We start from the raw sequence: 14476 nt of genomic DNA, 5'->3' as shown, positions 1-14476 counted from the left end.
TGCGTAGAGGGAATGGTCTTCGGTTAGAGTCCGCCGCCGGACTCGGCGGCGCGGTCGAGTACGCGGTCGATGAATTCGTCTGTCCAGCGGCCGGATACGAGCAGCGCGTCGCACAGCGTGAACCGATCTCGCATGAGCGGAAGTGTGCGCATGATCCACCGAACAGTCTCGCGGTCGACAGGAGGTGTCAGCTGCGAGAACCTGGTCGGTGCGCCGATGGCTGCCAGATCGGCAGCGATGTCGGCTGCGGGTCGGAGAAGGGCAACCAACGCGCGGCGGTGATCGGGCCAGTTCGCCACGAAATCGTCGAGTTCACTGCGCGCGCTCGACCACCTGGCCATCTTGGTCGCCACATTGCGGGCACAGGCCTCTCCGACCCTGCCGGAGGGGTCGATCGATTCCCATGCCCCGATGACCGAGGACTCGAGGTCCGGTATCGGTGTGACCGCGTCGTCGACGTCGATGGCGAGAGCATCGAAGGATTCGATTGCACTCTCCCACAACGCCGCTGATATCACCGCGGCGACACCCACCTGAGCGCCGTGTAGGTCGTGGTCGGTACCTCGGGCCACTGCCGCCATGTCGATCAGGTGGCTGATCAGGTGCTCGCAGCCCGATACAACGGCCGTCGTTCCGGTGACGCCGATGCCGAGCCCCCCGTAGGTGAGCGTATCGAGTAGTGCTTCGAGATCCAGCTCCGTCAGCGACGGTGCATCTCGAAGTCGCTCCGCCGCTGCCCCGATCACGGCCAGAACGTCGGAGTCGAACTCGGTGTCCATGCCCAGAGTGCACGCCAGATACCAGTCGGCAGGTGCGCACCAGATCGCGGCCGCATCTCCGAATCCTGCTCTGGTCAGCGCGGCAGGTGCGTGGGCGACCACGTCGTGATCGATGAGCAAGGCGACGGGCCAGGCGGTGGGAACCGTGCTCTTGGTGCCGCTGCGGACCAGCACCGACAGTGGATCGGAGAAGCCGTTGACCGACGCACATGTCTGGATCACCACGAGGGGAACGCCATGCCGATGGGAGAGCACCTTGCCGAGGTCCACGATGGTGCCACCGCCGACGGCCACGATGGCCGCACACCCCGCGCTGGCGGCGGTGGAACCGTCCACCGTTGTTTCGTCGAGAACCACCGTCCCGTGCCGGTGGTTCGGGACCGACACCATGGCCGTGAAGTGTCGGGCAACAGTGCTCTCGATCTCGGCGAGGACGTCGCGTGAACCCACCGAGATCGGTGTGCCGTCGTGCAGGATCACCGCCGTACCCGACGCATCGAGTTCTGCCAGAACGGAGTTCAACTCCGCCAACGCCCCCGGAGCACTGACGAGCGTGCGGAGCGTCGACGCGGCGTGGTCGATTCCGATCTGCGCGAGATAACGCGCTGTGTCCGTCGTCGCGCCGACGGTCTGCGGCCGGCTCATCCTGCGCTCCGAGTCGATCGAACAGGCAGCAGATCATCGACCGATTCGACGATGTACGTGGGCCGACCCTCTGGCTCTGCCCGGTCGACATCGTCGAGAGTCGATTCGCCGGTGAGCACGAGAGCCGTCGAGGTGCCGGCGTTCACCCCCATGGCGATGTCGGTGGTGAGCCGGTCGCCGACGACGAGCGTGGTGGCCGGATCGATCCCGGTGAGCGCGCTGATGGTCTCGAACATGAACGAGCTGGGTTTGCCCATCTGCGCAACGGCAACGAGTCCTGTGCTCGCCTCGATGGCCGCCGTGACCGCCGCCGCGTCCGGGTCGCCGAATCCTCCTGGGAGAGGGCAGAACCGGTCGGGGTTGGTGGAGACGAGAATCGCGCGACGGTAGACGGAGAGTGCCTCGAAGGCAATCTTGAGTTTGCGGTAGTCGAATCCGCGGTCGTAGCTCGCGACCACGACGTCGATCTCCCGTGGATCCTCGCTCAGTTCGAGGCCGGCCGCCGAGATCGAGTCCTTCAGCGGCTGTTCACCGATGACGAAGATCTTGCTTTTCGAGGCATGCTCGGCCAACCACCGCACCGTCGTCATCGACGTGGTGATCACGTCGGACACCTGCGCCGGTATGCCGAGCGAGGTGAGCTTGTCGGCGTACTGCTGCGGCGCACGGGTGGGGTTGTTGCTGCAGAACACAACTCGATGACCATGGTCGCGGAGCGCTTCGATCAGGTGCGCTGCACCGGGCAGCAGTTCGTCGCCGAGATAGAGCGTGCCGTCGAGGTCGAAGACGTAGGACTCGAACAGCTGTGTCGGTCTGTGCAGAATCGACTGTGTGAGTGTCGAAGTCGGCGTCATCGGGTCGTCACCTTGCGGGCCCAACCCTTGGAGAGTTCGACCGCCTCGATCCAGCCCGCGTACATCTCCTCGGCTTTGGTGCGGTCCATCTTGGGCTCGAAGGTGCGGTCCACCGACCACAGTGCCTCGATCTCGTCGAGGGATTCCCATACCCCGGTGCTCAATCCGGCCATCAGCGTCGCCCCCAGCGCAGTGGCTTCGGTGATGGCGGGCCGGATCACGGGGATGCCGAGGATATCGGCCTGGAGTTGGCAGAGCATGTTGTTGTTCACCGCGCCGCCATCGACCCGCAGCTCGGGCAACGTGACCTGACCGTTCGCGGTGATCGCGTCCACGACATCGCGGGTTTGGAAGACCATGGATTCGACGGCTGCGCGGATGATGTGCAATCTGTTGGTGGAGCTGCTCATTCCGACGATGCAGGCACGGGCGTAGGGATCCCAGGTCGGCGCGGCGAGTCCGGTGAAGGCGGGAACCAGGTAGACACCGTCGGTGCTGGCCACCTGGCCTCCGTACCATTCGCAATCCGCAGCTCCGTGAATGAGTTTCATGTCGTCGCGCAGCCACTGCATGGTCTTGCCCATGCTGAACAGCACGCCCTCGTTCTCGTAGCGGACATCGTCGCCGACACCCCAGGCGACGGATGTCGTTGCGCCCTCGACCATCTGCGGGGTGTCGCCGCAGTTGATCGTCAGCACCCCCGCTGTTCCGTACGTCATCTTGGCCTGACCGGCTCGGAAGCAGACCTGCCCGAAGAGTCCGGCTTGCTGATCGCCCATGTTGGACGCGATGGGAATCGGTGCCCCGAACGTGGCACCGGCGTCGCCGACGATCGTGTCCGAGGAGACGACCTTGGCGAGCATGCAGCGCGGAATGCCATAGGCGTCGAGCAGATCCTGATCCCACTCACGGGTGTGGATGTTGAACATCATGGTTCGCGAGGCGTTGGAGTAGTCGGTGACATGGGCGCACCGTCCGGTGAGGTTCCAGATCAGCCAGGTGTCGATGGTGCCCGCCAACAGTTCCCCCTTCTCGGCCCGCTCGTGCGCTCCCGGCACGGTCTCGAGAATCCAGGCGATCTTGGACGCGGAGTAGTAGGCGTCCGAGTTCAGGCCGGTGCGCTCACGAATCACAGAGTCGAGTCCGCGTTCCCGCCATCGCTCGATCACGCCGTTGCTCTGACGCGATGCCCAGACCACCGCGTTGTGGATCGGTCGCCCGGTCTCCTTGTCCCACACCACGGCCGTTTCCCGTTGGTTCGTCAGTGCGATCGCGGTGATGTCGGTCGGTTCGAGATCGGCGCTCCGCAGTGCCTCGCGCATCGTTTCCAGCTGTGCGGTGAGGATTTCGAGAGGATCGTGTTCGATCCATCCCGAGTTCGGATAGATCTGAGTGATTTCGCGTTGCGCTACCGCGCGGACCTCGCACTTCTCGTCGAAGATGAGAGTTCTTGCGCTGGTGGTGCCTTCGTCGATTCCGAGAATGTACTGAGTCATGGCTGACGCTCTTTCCGTCGTGTCGTGGCGAGATGGGGTTGGTGTTTCGGGTGAGATCGAGTTACCGCTGTGGGGCCGACGGGCCGGTTTAGATTTGTCCGAATATCAGTTGGGTGCCGACGATCAGCGATGTCGTGACGGCGATGGCGCACGCCGGAGGGTCGAAGTGGCTGTCTCCGAGCGTGTGGAAGATGCGGGAGCTGAGCTCTGCGAGAAAAGCGCTGAACAATCCCACTCCGACGGCCGCCACCAGTGCGATCGTGCTGGGCGCACCTGCGGAGAGAACGGCGACGGCGGCCAAGCCGGCGGGCAACGTGATGTGATGCGATACCGGACCGGACAGGCCGATCTGCAGCAGCAGGAGTGTCGTGGCACTGAATCCGAAGAGCAGGATGGGGCCCAGTGCTCGGGCCGACTCCGGAAGGCTGACGATCAGCCAGCCCGCGGCGAGTCCGAAGCCGACAGCGACGGTGGCAACCTGCAGCCGGTGCGATTGGAACGGTAGCCAGGCCTGCGTCGCGGTCGGGTGCCACCGGGTGGCGATCTGTGCGCCCGGGCCACCTCGGTTCGATGCCACCAGTCCGGTGCGTCCGAACGAAAGGCGCGTTGCCGCAGCAAGAATCACGACCGTGAGGGCGACAGTATCGGTGAGCACCACCGCCGAGGTAATCGTCGAGTCGATGCTCACGGCGGATTTGAGCGCCTTTTCGAGTGCGAATCCGAGAACTCCGAATGCGCCGCCGACGAGCAGCACGCTGCTGCTACCGAGGCCGACCAGCGGCGAGAGAATGTTCTTGCCGTCGTCCAGCTTGCCGGTGCGTTTGGCATATGCCGCCGCCGCAACCGCCCCGACGAACGCCACCTGGGGGCCGAGAAAGGGCCCGAATGCCAACTGCCCCAGGAAGTCGTAGTCGGAACCGGCCAGCGCAGCCACCACGCCGACGATGCAGAAGATGCCGCAGAGACTGAAGACGAACAGTCCGCCGAGGGCAGCGCCGACCAACCCACCGCCGAATGCGGCGATGTACGCGACCAGTTGAAGATCCACGGCAAGAGTCCTTTGTTCGAGACGGTGAGGTGCCCGTTCACGGGTCCTCGTGGTGGAGCCCGTCCACTCCTGGCCCGAGGTGACGGGTGGGAATGCGGGGCGAAACCTCTTCGAAAGCCATCGGCCGCACCAGGCGGGGACGGTGACCGAGGGAGCTCGTGTTCGAGCGGCGCCGGGTTGAGAGGAACTGACTTCGTGTTTATGCCGGTTTGTGCGGCTTAGTGACGAAGTTAACTCACGGTGGAGTGGCAGTCAACATCTACCGAGCGGTAATATTTACGACTTCAAACCCCATTTCACTAGGCAACTTGGTGAAACTATGTGATCCTTGTCATCTAGTTCTGAGGCGGTAGCCCTCCGCACGGGATCGCAAGAGCTGCATTAATCCGCAGCCGGGATGGTGGTCATGGAGCAATACATCGTCGGCATCGACGCCGGCGGAACCTTCGTCAAAGCGGGGCTGTTCGACGCGAACGGGCACGAATTGGCCGCATCGAAGGAACGAAGCCCGCACTCGACGTCCAGCGGCGGCAGGCGTGAACAAGATCCCGATGCACTGTTCGGTGCTGTGTGCTCCGCGGCGCAGGCCCTGCTCCGCTTGTCGGACATCGGTCCGCGCGACATCGCCGCGATATCGGTCACCGGCTACGGCAGCGGGTTGTGGCTGGTCGACGAGCACGGCGCGGCACTCGGGAACGGCATCCTCTCGACAGATGTCAGGACCGAACTCGAACCCGCATCAGCACTGGACGAGGTCACGGCAGCACGGGTTGCGCACATGGTGTCGCAGCGAGGGTGGAGCGGACAGACCGCGGCGTTGTTGAGATGGTTCGACGAGCACGAGCCGTCGATGCTGCCCAGGGTGCATCGCGTCCTTGCCTGCAAGGACTACATCAGGTCTCGATTGTGCGGGGACATGTCCACCGATCACACCGATGCCGGGCTGACCGGCTTGTGCGACATCGAGCGAAATTCATGGTCGGAGGACGCACTCGACTTGCTGGGACTCTCGCAGTGGCGCGCCGTGTTGCCGAGTATCGGGCCGGGCGCAGAGAAGGTCGGCGTGGTCACCGCCGTGGCCGCCGAACTGACCGGATTCGCGGTGGGCACCCCTGTGGTTCGGGGAGTGGTCGACGTCGCCGCGTGCGCTGTCGCCTCACGAGTGCTCGACAGGAGGCACATGTCCGTTGTCGCAGGAACATTCGGAATCGACCAAACGCTCCATCGACGCCCCAGAACCAGCAGGCCCCCGTTGCTCCAGTGCCGGTACGTCACGGGGGAGGTGTATCTCGCGAGCGAAGGCGGGATCACGTCGGCGAGCAACCTCGAATGGTGTTGTCGCTCGCTGTTCGGCGGACTGGCCGACGACGCCAGGAGCCGAGGGGGAGAGCTCTATCGGATGTGCGACGAGGCCGTGACTCGCGCGTATGCCCGAGATCGATTGGGCGACATGATGTTCTTCCCGTATCTGTTCGGTGGACCCGGGGGCGCGCCGGCCGGTCTGCTCGGGGCTGTCGCCGAGGACGGGTTCGACGAGGCGGCGCTGGCTGTGTACGAGGGAATCGCCTACGCGCACAGAGCGGATATCGAGTCGCTCCTCGAGGGCGAGGACGCAGCTCGGCCGGGCGTCGTCCGGATGTCGGGGGGTGCCTCGCTCAGCCCGATCTGGCCGCAGATATTCGCCGACGTTCTCGGACTGCGCGTGGACGTCGCCGACCGAGGGGAAATCGGGGTCCGTGGTGCTGCGATCACAGCTGCGGTGGGAATCGGACTGTTCTCGGAATTCGCCTCCGCTGCATCGGCATTCACGCCTACGCTGCGATCCTACGAACCCGATCCGCAGAAGGAGGCGGTGATGGCTGTTCGATACGCGCGCCATCGCGCAACGACCACGGCACTGGCTGCGGTCTGGAGCAGAGGGTATTCGGTCGACGTTCGCTATTGCGATCGGTCGGTCGTCGGCGCGGATGCCTGACCGCCCTGTTCGATGTCGTCGACGGAGATGCACTCGACGCCGCTGTCGCGATACTGCCGCAGAAGTGCGGGATCGAGGCCGGGCTCGACCGCAAGCGTGGTGATCGCCGCGAGCGGGGCGACCTGGAATGCGCCGGAATAGCCCAGCTTGTCGCTGGTGCACAGGACGATCGAGCGGTGGGCCCCCTCGATCATCGCCCGTTTGATCTGAGCTTCCTCGTACTCGAAATGAGTGATACCGGAGTCGACGTTGATGCCCAGAATGCCGAGGATCGCGACATCGGCATTGATCGACTCGTACGTCTTGAGAGTCTGCGCGCCCACCGTCACCATGGCGTTCTTCAGGAGGCGACCCCCTACCACGACGACCTCGCAGTGGGGATGCTCCGCGAGGTTCACCGCGGTGGACGGGCTGTGTGTGACGAACGTTGCGCGAAGTTGGGGGTCGAGCTGTTTCGTCACCTCGATTGCCGTCGTACCGCCGTCGATGAGAATCACCTGGCCGTCCTGCAACAGGCTTGCGGCAGCACGGGCGACGAGCGACTTGGCCGACGCCTCCTGGCCTCGCCGATCCCGGTAGTCCTGGTGCAACGTGGACACCACCAGCGCTCCGCCGTGCACACGCTTCAATTTTCCTTCCGCTCCGAGCTCGTCCAGATCCCGGCGAATGGTGTCCTCGGAGACGTCGAACGTCACGGCGAGTTCGGAAGACAGAATCTTGCCCGTCGTGCGCAGTTGCTCGAGGATTCGGAAGTGCCGCTCGGGCTTGAGGAGTGTGGCCACCAGGGCATCGTATCCGGCGATCACGGTCGTAGACTCGTCAGCGATGAGTAATTCGAGCGTGACCGTGGACGACATCGTTGCCGCACATCGACTTCTGCGCGAGCGCAATCCGCTGGTGCAGTGTCTGACCAACACGGTGTCGGTGCAGTTCGTCGCCAACGCGCTGTTGGCCGCGGGGGCCGCGCCGGCGATGGTGGACAACCCCGAGGAAGCGGCCGGCTTCGCCGAGATCGCCGACGCGGTCCTGGTCAATCTCGGGACTCCGACGGCCGCGCAGGTCGAAAGCGCTCACCTGGCGTCGGCCGCAGCTGGGGCAGCGGGGAAGCCGTGGGTACTCGATCCGGTGGGAGCGGGCGGTCTGCCGTGGCGAACCCAGGTGGCCGTGGAGCTGCTTGCCAACCGGCCCAGCGTCATTCGCGCAAATGCATCGGAAGTCATGGGACTGGCGGGCGCTGACGGCGGATCGCGCGGCGTGGATTCGTCTGCAGCCGTGGCCGATTCGGTCGAAGCGGCCCGGTCGCTGCTCGATCGAGTGGACGTGGTGGCTGCATCGGGGGAGATCGATCACATCCTCGGCCCCGGCGGCCTGGTGAAGGTGGGCGGCGGAAGTGCACTGCTGCAGCGAGTTACGGCTACCGGGTGTGCGCTCGGTGCACTGACGGCTGCCTACTGCTCGGTGTCACCGAATGCGCTGATCGGTGCCGTCGCGGCGCACGCGCATGTCGCGGTGGCGTCGGAGATCGCGGCCCGGTCGACGTCGCGGCCGGGATCCTTCGCTGCCGCGTTCCTCGACGGCCTGGATGCGGTGGACGGGTCGGTCTTACGCGAGTTGGTCCGGCTCGACATCGGCTGGCCTGAATGACGCGCGCTCCAGTGTGCAGCTGGTGCTCCACTGTGCTGCCATATTCGCGGGAATGTCGCGAAATGTGCGCGTAGTGGCGCGAAAAATGCAGATCGCTGCGAAGGTAACGCCCTCTTGACCGAAACGTGATGTAACGGAACACGTTTGCGAGCGGACATACTTGGCGTCGGGCAAATCGAACCAGGTGGTCTTCATGAAACGACTTCTACTCCTCGTAGTCAGTGCAACACCCCTCGTCGCCTGCGGCGGAGCGGAGCAAGGAACCCCCGCGGCAGCACCGTCCCCGGCCGTTCCGGCAACCACTCAGGCAAGCCCGGCACCGGTGACACCCGACCCGGCCACCGTGACCGAGGGAGCGCAGCCGCAGCGGACGCCACCCGAGGAGGCCAGCGACCTGGTTCCGATGGGTACGTCGGAAGCCGAGCCACTGTGCCTGGATCTGACGTGGGGGCAGGTACCGCAGGCCGTGGACTCGCTGCCGCTCGTGTTCGCAGATTCACCGTGGGTCGCTACCGACATGGGCGATCCCTGTGCGTCGTTCACCTGGGTCGAAGCTCTGCCGTACGGCGCGACGGTCAGCTCGCCGACACATCTGCTGTTCTTCCACGACGCTGAGTACCTCGGCACTGCGACGTCGGAGCCGTACGGGTTCACGTCGGTGGCGGCCCAGTCCGCCGACACGATCACAGTGAACTACCGCTGGCCGCTCGCGAACGATGCCAATGCCAATCCCACCGGCGGCCCGGTGACGATCGACTACCGCTGGGACGGGACACAGGTCACCATGATCGGCACCCTCCCGCCCGAGGTCACCGGCTAGATCGAGACGGAGGATTCCTCGGGTAGCTCGCGGATTTCGGCGTCGGACATCTCCTTGAAGCGGCCGTAATAGACGCCCCTTGCCTGCTCCGCAACCACGGCCTGGTGAATGGGGAAGGCCATGCGCGGCGCCACCGCACGCAGGAATTCGACGGTTTCGGACAGCTTCGACCAGGGTGCTGCCGCAGGAAGTGCGAGCACCTCGACCTGTTGTTCTGGAACGAACAGCGAGTCGCCCGGATGGAAGAGCTGGCCGGGGTTCTCCGGGGTGCCGAGCAGGTAGCCGGTGTTGTCGATCTCGGGCAGCTCGGGATGGATGACGGCGTGCGTGCCGCCGACGCCGGTAACCGTGATGCCGCCGACCGTGAAGGCCTTGCCTGCGGGAGCTGCCGCCCATTTGCCGCCGAGCTGGCCCGCGGTCATCGGATCGGCGTGCAGTGCCGCACGCGGATTCGCCTCGACGAGCCCGGGAAGTCGTTGCAGATCAACGTGATCCGGATGCTGATGGGTGACGAGGATCGCGTCGAGTCCGGTGATGCCCTCGAACCCGTGCGAGAACGTGCCGGGATCGAACAACACGGTGGTGCCGTTGAGTTCGACGAGAACGCAGGAATGTCCGAAGTGTGTCAGCCGCATGGACTCCACAGTAAGCGCGGTTTCGCGCCTCCCGCCAGGGCTGCGTAGACTCCCACCTGCCGGTAACTGTCTTGCTGTACGTATTTCAAGGAGCGCTTTAGTGGCCCGAGTCGTTGTCGATGTCATGCCCAAGGCCGAGATTCTCGATCCGCAGGGTCAGGCGATCGCAGGAGCGCTCGGCCGACTGGGGATCTCCGGCGTGTCCGACGTCCGCCAGGGCAAGCGCTTCGAGCTCGAGGTCGACGACACCGTCGACGACGCTGAACTCGAGAAGATCGCAGAATCACTGCTGGCCAACACCGTGATCGAGGACTGGACGGTCACTCGCGTCTCGGTGGAGCCCGCCGCATGAGCGCCCGCGTAGGGGTCATCACGTTTCCCGGGACCCTCGACGACGTCGACGCCTCGCGCGCCGTAACCCTCGCCGGTGGCGAGGCCGTCAGTCTGTGGCATGCCGATGCGGATCTGAAGAACGTCGACGCCATCGTCGTCCCCGGCGGATTCTCGTACGGCGACTACCTCCGGGCCGGTGCAATCGCTCGCTTCGCCCCCGTGATGGAGTCCGTCGTGAAGGCCGCCGAAGGTGGCATGCCGATCCTCGGCATTTGCAACGGCTTTCAGGTGCTCTGCGAGGTGGGCCTGCTCCCCGGCGCGCTGACCCGTAACGAGGGTCTGCACTTCGTCTGCCGCGATCAGTGGCTGAAGGTGGAGAACACCGACACCGCATGGTCGTCGCGCTACGAGCCCGGTGCCGAGATCCTGATCCCGGTCAAGAATGCCGAGGGCCGGTTCCAGGCACCGCAGAACGTGCTCGACGAGCTCGAGGGCGAAGGTCGCGTCGTGTTCCGCTACAGCGGCACCAACCCGAACGGATCGCAGCGGGGGATCGCAGGAATATCCTCGGCGAACGGCCGGGTCGTCGGTTTGATGCCGCACCCCGAGCACGCCACCGAGCCGTTGACCGGACCGAGCGACGACGGCCTGGGGATCTTCTACTCGGCACTGGACACGATCGTCAACGCCTGAGTTTCATGTCGGTGGTCGCGGTTACTGTGCCGCCATGACACTGACCTTGGGCATGATCACGTTCGACACAACCGATCCGGAACCGCTCGCACACTGGTGGGCGGCACAGGTGGACGGAACGATCGTGGAAGAGAACGACGGCTGGTTCTACGTCGTCGAACTCGCTGCGGCACCGTACCGAATGGCGTTTCAGAAGGTCGAGGACCCGACGCCGGGCAAGAATCGCGTCCACCTCGACATGACCACCCTTGACCTCGACGGCGAGGTCGCGCGACTGGTCGAGGCGGGTGCACGCGAAGTTGCGCAGCACACCATGGGCGACTTTCGCTGGGTGACGCTGAGCGACCCCGACGGCAACGTGTTCTGCGTGTCCGGGTCGCACTGAGCAGTGAATGCCGGCCCAGGCATGGGTGACTCTGGTGGTGGGCGTCCTCGCCGTCGTCGGAGTCGCTCTCACCATTCGTCAGCGCACCGTCGCCGACAAACGAGCGCAGGCATGGCAGCGGATCACCTGGTGCCTCGACCACACAGTCAGCACGGACGACGCCGAAGCTGCCCTGGGGTGGGATATCTACGGGGCGGTCACAGATTCGCCACTCATAACCAGAACAGAACAGGACGTTCTCGTTGCCGTTGCCGATCGCGCCCTCCGACACGCACTGGCGGAACCCTCTGAATGCGAGGACACTGACAATCGAGTCGATGAACTGGAGGAACCGCGATGACCACCGCCGAGGAACGCAAGATCAAAGCTGGGCGTCCGGAAGTCGCCGCGGCCGCCGCTCGCGCATCAATCGCAATCCGTGAACGCAACGGGCGTGAGGTACCTCAGTGGATTCGCGACGCCGCAGCGGGACGACCCACCGCCCCGCCGCCCGAATAGCACGCGTCCTATCAGGACACGAGCGCCCAGCATTCCGTCTCTGGAATGCGGTGCGTTCGTCGTGAATGCCAGGCGTTCGGACCGTCGAACACGTCATGCCGCACACTCTCGCAGCTCGGTCACAGTCGAGGCGAAGATGCCGGTGGGTTCGATCGAGATCCCGTCGAACACCTGGCAGTACTCGCCGTCCCGCCAGAAGAACACCGAGCGAGACAGTGGGCTCGGTGTATCACGACTGAACATATCCGCCAGATCGGCGAGCTCGGCTGCTGCCATGAGCGCCACGTCGGCGTTGCGCGGCCGGTGAAAAACGAACTCGTAGGCATTTGGAACCACGAACAATACGCCGTACAGACATTCGCCGAGGTGCGCGGAGATCAGCGTGGTCATATCGGCAACCTTCGACGCGAGGTAGATCGAATCACCGCTGAGGACCTCGATGTCGATGCTGTTTCTGCTGAGAATTCGGCCGTCCTCGAACTTCAGCGCCGCGGTGTTCCTTCGTCCGGCTGCCCAGGCGGCGTTCAGGTCTCGGCCGACGAGATGCCGATCTGCCAGTGTCACAGCGCGATTCGGAGAAGACAGGTTCAGCACCCGTCGCGGTGCGCCCGGCACGTCGAGTAGTGGGACGGAATACTCGTACTCGCACTCACCCATAGCCGCCAGGGCTGACGGAGCGATGACGCGCTCGCGCAGCCTCGAGTGGAATTCGTCGTCCGACAATCCGGTGAAGAACGTGGGATCTGCCTCGCGCATCGTCTCGATCATGAGGTCGACATGGCCGGCGATGATGCCGTCCCACGCCGATCGACTCACCCCGGAGCATCGGGCGAACACATTGTTCAGTGACATGCGAACGCCCGAGCCCACCGCCAAAGTCGTCGCGTCCTCGCGGTGAACCACCACCCCGCGCTTGCGAAATGCTTCGATCGTCTTCATCCGCACGATGGCGAATGTGGTGGCATGAACTGCGCCGTAGTCGGGCAAAGAATGAAATTTCATGACGTCGTCCCCCCGGTCGGTGTGTGCTCTCGAGGTGTTCGACGCGGCGGCTGCCACAATGGTTCCCATGTCGACTCACGCCTCCGCCACCGGTCTCTGCAACTTCGTCGACGTCTCGCCGTCACCGTTCCACGTCTGCAACACGGTGTCGGTGCAGCTCGAGGACGCCGGTTTCGTACGCCTCGAGGAGACCGACGCCTGGTCGACGGACCCGGGCCGCTACTACCTCGTTCGCGGCGGATCACTCGTCGCGTGGAGTACCGAGCACAGTAATTCGGGTCAATCCGCAGGCTCCACTCCTGACGGCCCGTTCCGAATCGTCGGCGGGCACACCGACAGCCCTAACCTTCGCGTGAAGCAGCATCCCGATCTGCAATCCGCGGGCTGGCAGATGGTGGGCCTCGAACCGTACGGCGGTGCCTGGCTCAACTCCTGGCTCGATCGCGATCTGGGTATCTCCGGCCGGCTGAGTGTGCGCGACGGCAACACGGCCCGCGAGGTACTGGTGAAGGTCGACGAGCCCATTCTGCGAGTTCCGCAGCTGGCAATCCACCTGTCCGAGGATCGCAAGGGCGTCACCCTCGATCCGCAGCGACACGTCAATGCCATTTGGGGCGTGGGCAATTCACCTCAGTCGTTCATCGCCTACGTCGCCGAGCGAGAAGGCGTCGACCCGCATTCGGTACTGGGTTGGGAGTTGATGACCCACGACCTCGCACCCAGTGCCGTCGTGGGCGTCGAGTCCGAACTGGTCAGTGCGCCGCGTCTGGACAATCAAGGAACCTGCTACGCCGGAACTCAGGCTTTGCTTGCCGCAGTGGACAATCCGACCGCAGTCACGCCGGTGCTGGCACTGTTCGACCACGAGGAAGTCGGCAGTATGTCCGACCGCGGCGCGTTCTCGGACCTGCTGAACACAGTGCTCGAGCGCATCGTGCTCGGACGCGGCGGTGGGCGTGAGGAATTCCTGCGCACGATGGCCGGATCCATCTGCGCCTCGGGCGACATGGCGCACGCGACGCATCCCAACTACCCGGACCGGCACGAGCCCGCGCATCGCATCGAACTCGGTGGGGGACCGGTACTCAAGGTCAACCAGAATCTTCGCTACGCAACGGATTCCGCGGGAGCTGGTGCCTTCGCGCTCGCCTGCGATCAGGCCGGGGTTCCCTTGCAGCGCTACGTACATCGCGCCAATCTGCCGTGCGGATCGACCATCGGACCCATCACCGCATCGCGCACCGGCCTGTCGACGGTGGACGTAGGAGCCGCTCAGCTCGCCATGCACTCGTCACGAGAATTGATGGGAGCTGCCGACGTGAAGGCATACGCCGACGCGTTGGCGGCATTCTTGGCTCCTGCCTGAGCTCGATCGGCCAGTCGCAAACGCGCGCGCATTTGTCGGGTGCGCGCGGACTCGTGACCCGTGCGGGGGCAATTCTGCGCGCGTATTGCAAACGCGCGCGCGTTTGCGGGGGCCGAGGGGCGGAGGGTGAGGGTAGTAGCTGAATACCGCGGCGCGACCCCGTTCGGCGTTCCCCGTTCCCCGTTTCTCGTTCGGCTATCGCAAACGCGCGCGCATTCGTCGGGTGCGCGCGGATTTGTGACCCGTGCGGTGGCAATTCCGCGCGCGTTCGGCAAACGCGCGCGCGTTTGCGGGGGTCGGGGG

At 64.8% G+C, this 14476-nt stretch carries 16 protein-coding genes; 9 read left to right on the top strand and 7 right to left on the bottom strand.

Features of this window, described 5'->3' with window-relative positions:
• Positions 1-23: 23 nt before the first annotated feature.
• The 4 genes from CH306_RS04195 to CH306_RS04180 all read right to left on the bottom strand — a co-directional run bounded on the left by CH306_RS04195 (position 24) and on the right by CH306_RS04180 (position 4822).
• Positions 24-1424: an iron-containing alcohol dehydrogenase gene (locus tag CH306_RS04195; protein ID WP_094645727.1), complete on the bottom strand. Its 1401-nt coding sequence runs from the start codon at positions 1422-1424 to the stop codon at positions 24-26.
• Positions 1421-2278: an HAD-IIA family hydrolase gene (locus tag CH306_RS04190; protein WP_094645838.1), complete on the bottom strand. Its 858-nt coding sequence runs from the start codon at positions 2276-2278 to the stop codon at positions 1421-1423. Before CH306_RS04190 ends, CH306_RS04195 begins: the two co-directional genes overlap by 4 nt.
• On the bottom strand, positions 2275-3774 hold the full coding sequence (glpK, locus tag CH306_RS04185; RefSeq protein WP_094645726.1) for a glycerol kinase GlpK: 1500 nt from the start codon (positions 3772-3774) through the stop codon (positions 2275-2277). Before glpK ends, CH306_RS04190 begins: the two co-directional genes overlap by 4 nt.
• Positions 3775-3862: 88 nt before the next feature.
• A complete protein-coding gene (locus CH306_RS04180) occupies positions 3863-4822 on the bottom strand; it encodes a hypothetical protein (RefSeq protein WP_094645725.1) in 960 nt (319 codons plus the stop codon).
• Between the two features lie 406 nt (positions 4823-5228).
• On the opposite strand from CH306_RS04180, the gene CH306_RS04175 reads away from it, so the two are divergent.
• On the top strand, positions 5229-6797 hold the full coding sequence (locus tag CH306_RS04175; RefSeq protein ID WP_179272979.1) for an FGGY-family carbohydrate kinase: 1569 nt from the start codon (positions 5229-5231) through the stop codon (positions 6795-6797).
• On the opposite strand, the gene CH306_RS04170 is transcribed toward CH306_RS04175, so the two are convergent.
• The gene (locus CH306_RS04170; protein WP_179272978.1) at positions 6761-7603 is read right to left on the bottom strand and encodes a DeoR/GlpR family DNA-binding transcription regulator; all 843 of its coding nucleotides are present in this window, start codon (positions 7601-7603) and stop codon (positions 6761-6763) included. The genes CH306_RS04175 and CH306_RS04170 overlap by 37 nt on opposite strands.
• Before the next feature lie 19 nt (positions 7604-7622).
• On the opposite strand from CH306_RS04170, the gene thiM reads away from it, so the two are divergent.
• Both thiM and CH306_RS04160 read left to right on the top strand, forming a co-directional pair.
• Entirely contained in the window at positions 7623-8441 is an 819-nt protein-coding gene (thiM, locus tag CH306_RS04165) for a hydroxyethylthiazole kinase (protein ID WP_094645837.1), read from the top strand.
• Between the two features lie 193 nt (positions 8442-8634).
• Positions 8635-9261, top strand: coding sequence for an LppP/LprE family lipoprotein (locus tag CH306_RS04160; protein ID WP_094645836.1), 627 nt, complete (start codon positions 8635-8637; stop codon positions 9259-9261).
• Here the strand turns inward: CH306_RS04160 and CH306_RS04155 are convergent.
• Entirely contained in the window at positions 9258-9896 is a 639-nt protein-coding gene (locus CH306_RS04155) for an MBL fold metallo-hydrolase (protein WP_094645835.1), read from the bottom strand. The two genes, CH306_RS04160 and CH306_RS04155, sit on opposite strands and share 4 nt — an antisense overlap.
• Before the next feature lie 100 nt (positions 9897-9996).
• Here CH306_RS04155 and purS point away from each other — a divergent pair, with 100 nt between their 5' ends.
• From purS to CH306_RS28965, 5 genes are read left to right on the top strand one after another with little or no spacing between them, the layout of a single operon-like run.
• Entirely contained in the window at positions 9997-10248 is a 252-nt protein-coding gene (gene purS, locus CH306_RS04150) for a phosphoribosylformylglycinamidine synthase subunit PurS (protein ID WP_032395924.1), read from the top strand.
• Positions 10245-10922 (top strand): phosphoribosylformylglycinamidine synthase subunit PurQ, encoded by a 678-nt coding sequence (gene purQ / locus CH306_RS04145; RefSeq protein ID WP_045196674.1) that lies wholly within the window; start codon positions 10245-10247, stop codon positions 10920-10922. Before purS ends, purQ begins: the two co-directional genes overlap by 4 nt.
• 34 nt (positions 10923-10956) lie before the next feature.
• A complete protein-coding gene (locus CH306_RS04140) occupies positions 10957-11307 on the top strand; it encodes a VOC family protein (RefSeq protein WP_094645722.1) in 351 nt (116 codons plus the stop codon).
• A 7-nt stretch (positions 11308-11314) separates the two neighbouring features.
• The gene (locus CH306_RS04135) at positions 11315-11647 is read left to right on the top strand and encodes a hypothetical protein (protein WP_094645721.1); all 333 of its coding nucleotides are present in this window, start codon (positions 11315-11317) and stop codon (positions 11645-11647) included.
• Positions 11644-11805 (top strand): hypothetical protein, encoded by a 162-nt coding sequence (locus CH306_RS28965; protein WP_179272977.1) that lies wholly within the window; start codon positions 11644-11646, stop codon positions 11803-11805. The genes CH306_RS04135 and CH306_RS28965 overlap by 4 nt, the downstream gene beginning before the upstream one ends.
• A 93-nt stretch (positions 11806-11898) precedes the next feature.
• Here CH306_RS28965 and CH306_RS04130 read toward each other — a convergent pair whose 3' ends face one another.
• A complete protein-coding gene (locus CH306_RS04130) occupies positions 11899-12807 on the bottom strand; it encodes a hypothetical protein (protein ID WP_179272976.1) in 909 nt (302 codons plus the stop codon).
• A 58-nt stretch (positions 12808-12865) separates the two neighbouring features.
• Here CH306_RS04130 and CH306_RS04125 point away from each other — a divergent pair, with 58 nt between their 5' ends.
• Positions 12866-14173: a M18 family aminopeptidase gene (locus tag CH306_RS04125; RefSeq protein ID WP_094645720.1), complete on the top strand. Its 1308-nt coding sequence runs from the start codon at positions 12866-12868 to the stop codon at positions 14171-14173.
• Positions 14174-14476: the final 303 nt, after the last annotated feature.

Origin of the sequence: Rhodococcus sp. 15-725-2-2b, from assembly GCF_002259075.1 — a bacterium.
In the GTDB taxonomy this organism is placed as follows: domain Bacteria; phylum Actinomycetota; class Actinomycetes; order Mycobacteriales; family Mycobacteriaceae; genus Rhodococcoides.
This window is presented reverse-complemented; position numbering and strand designations above follow the sequence as displayed.

Coding starts and splice junctions, on each gene's coding strand:
- CH306_RS04125 (WP_094645720.1), top strand. CDS start 12,866: ATGGTTCCCATGTCGACTCACGCCTCCGCCACCGGTCTCTGCAACTTC.
- CH306_RS28965 (WP_179272977.1), top strand. CDS start 11,644: ATGACCACCGCCGAGGAACGCAAGATCAAAGCTGGGCGTCCGGAAGTC.
- CH306_RS04130 (WP_179272976.1), bottom strand. CDS start 12,807: ATGAAATTTCATTCTTTGCCCGACTACGGCGCAGTTCATGCCACCACA.
- purQ (WP_045196674.1), top strand. CDS start 10,245: ATGAGCGCCCGCGTAGGGGTCATCACGTTTCCCGGGACCCTCGACGAC.
- CH306_RS04195 (WP_094645727.1), bottom strand. CDS start 1,424: ATGAGCCGGCCGCAGACCGTCGGCGCGACGACGGACACAGCGCGTTAT.
- CH306_RS04140 (WP_094645722.1), top strand. CDS start 10,957: ATGACACTGACCTTGGGCATGATCACGTTCGACACAACCGATCCGGAA.
- CH306_RS04135 (WP_094645721.1), top strand. CDS start 11,315: ATGCCGGCCCAGGCATGGGTGACTCTGGTGGTGGGCGTCCTCGCCGTC.
- CH306_RS04190 (WP_094645838.1), bottom strand. CDS start 2,278: ATGACGCCGACTTCGACACTCACACAGTCGATTCTGCACAGACCGACA.
- CH306_RS04155 (WP_094645835.1), bottom strand. CDS start 9,896: ATGCGGCTGACACACTTCGGACATTCCTGCGTTCTCGTCGAACTCAAC.
- glpK (WP_094645726.1), bottom strand. CDS start 3,774: ATGACTCAGTACATTCTCGGAATCGACGAAGGCACCACCAGCGCAAGA.
- CH306_RS04175 (WP_179272979.1), top strand. CDS start 5,229: ATGGAGCAATACATCGTCGGCATCGACGCCGGCGGAACCTTCGTCAAA.
- thiM (WP_094645837.1), top strand. CDS start 7,623: ATGAGTAATTCGAGCGTGACCGTGGACGACATCGTTGCCGCACATCGA.
- CH306_RS04160 (WP_094645836.1), top strand. CDS start 8,635: ATGAAACGACTTCTACTCCTCGTAGTCAGTGCAACACCCCTCGTCGCC.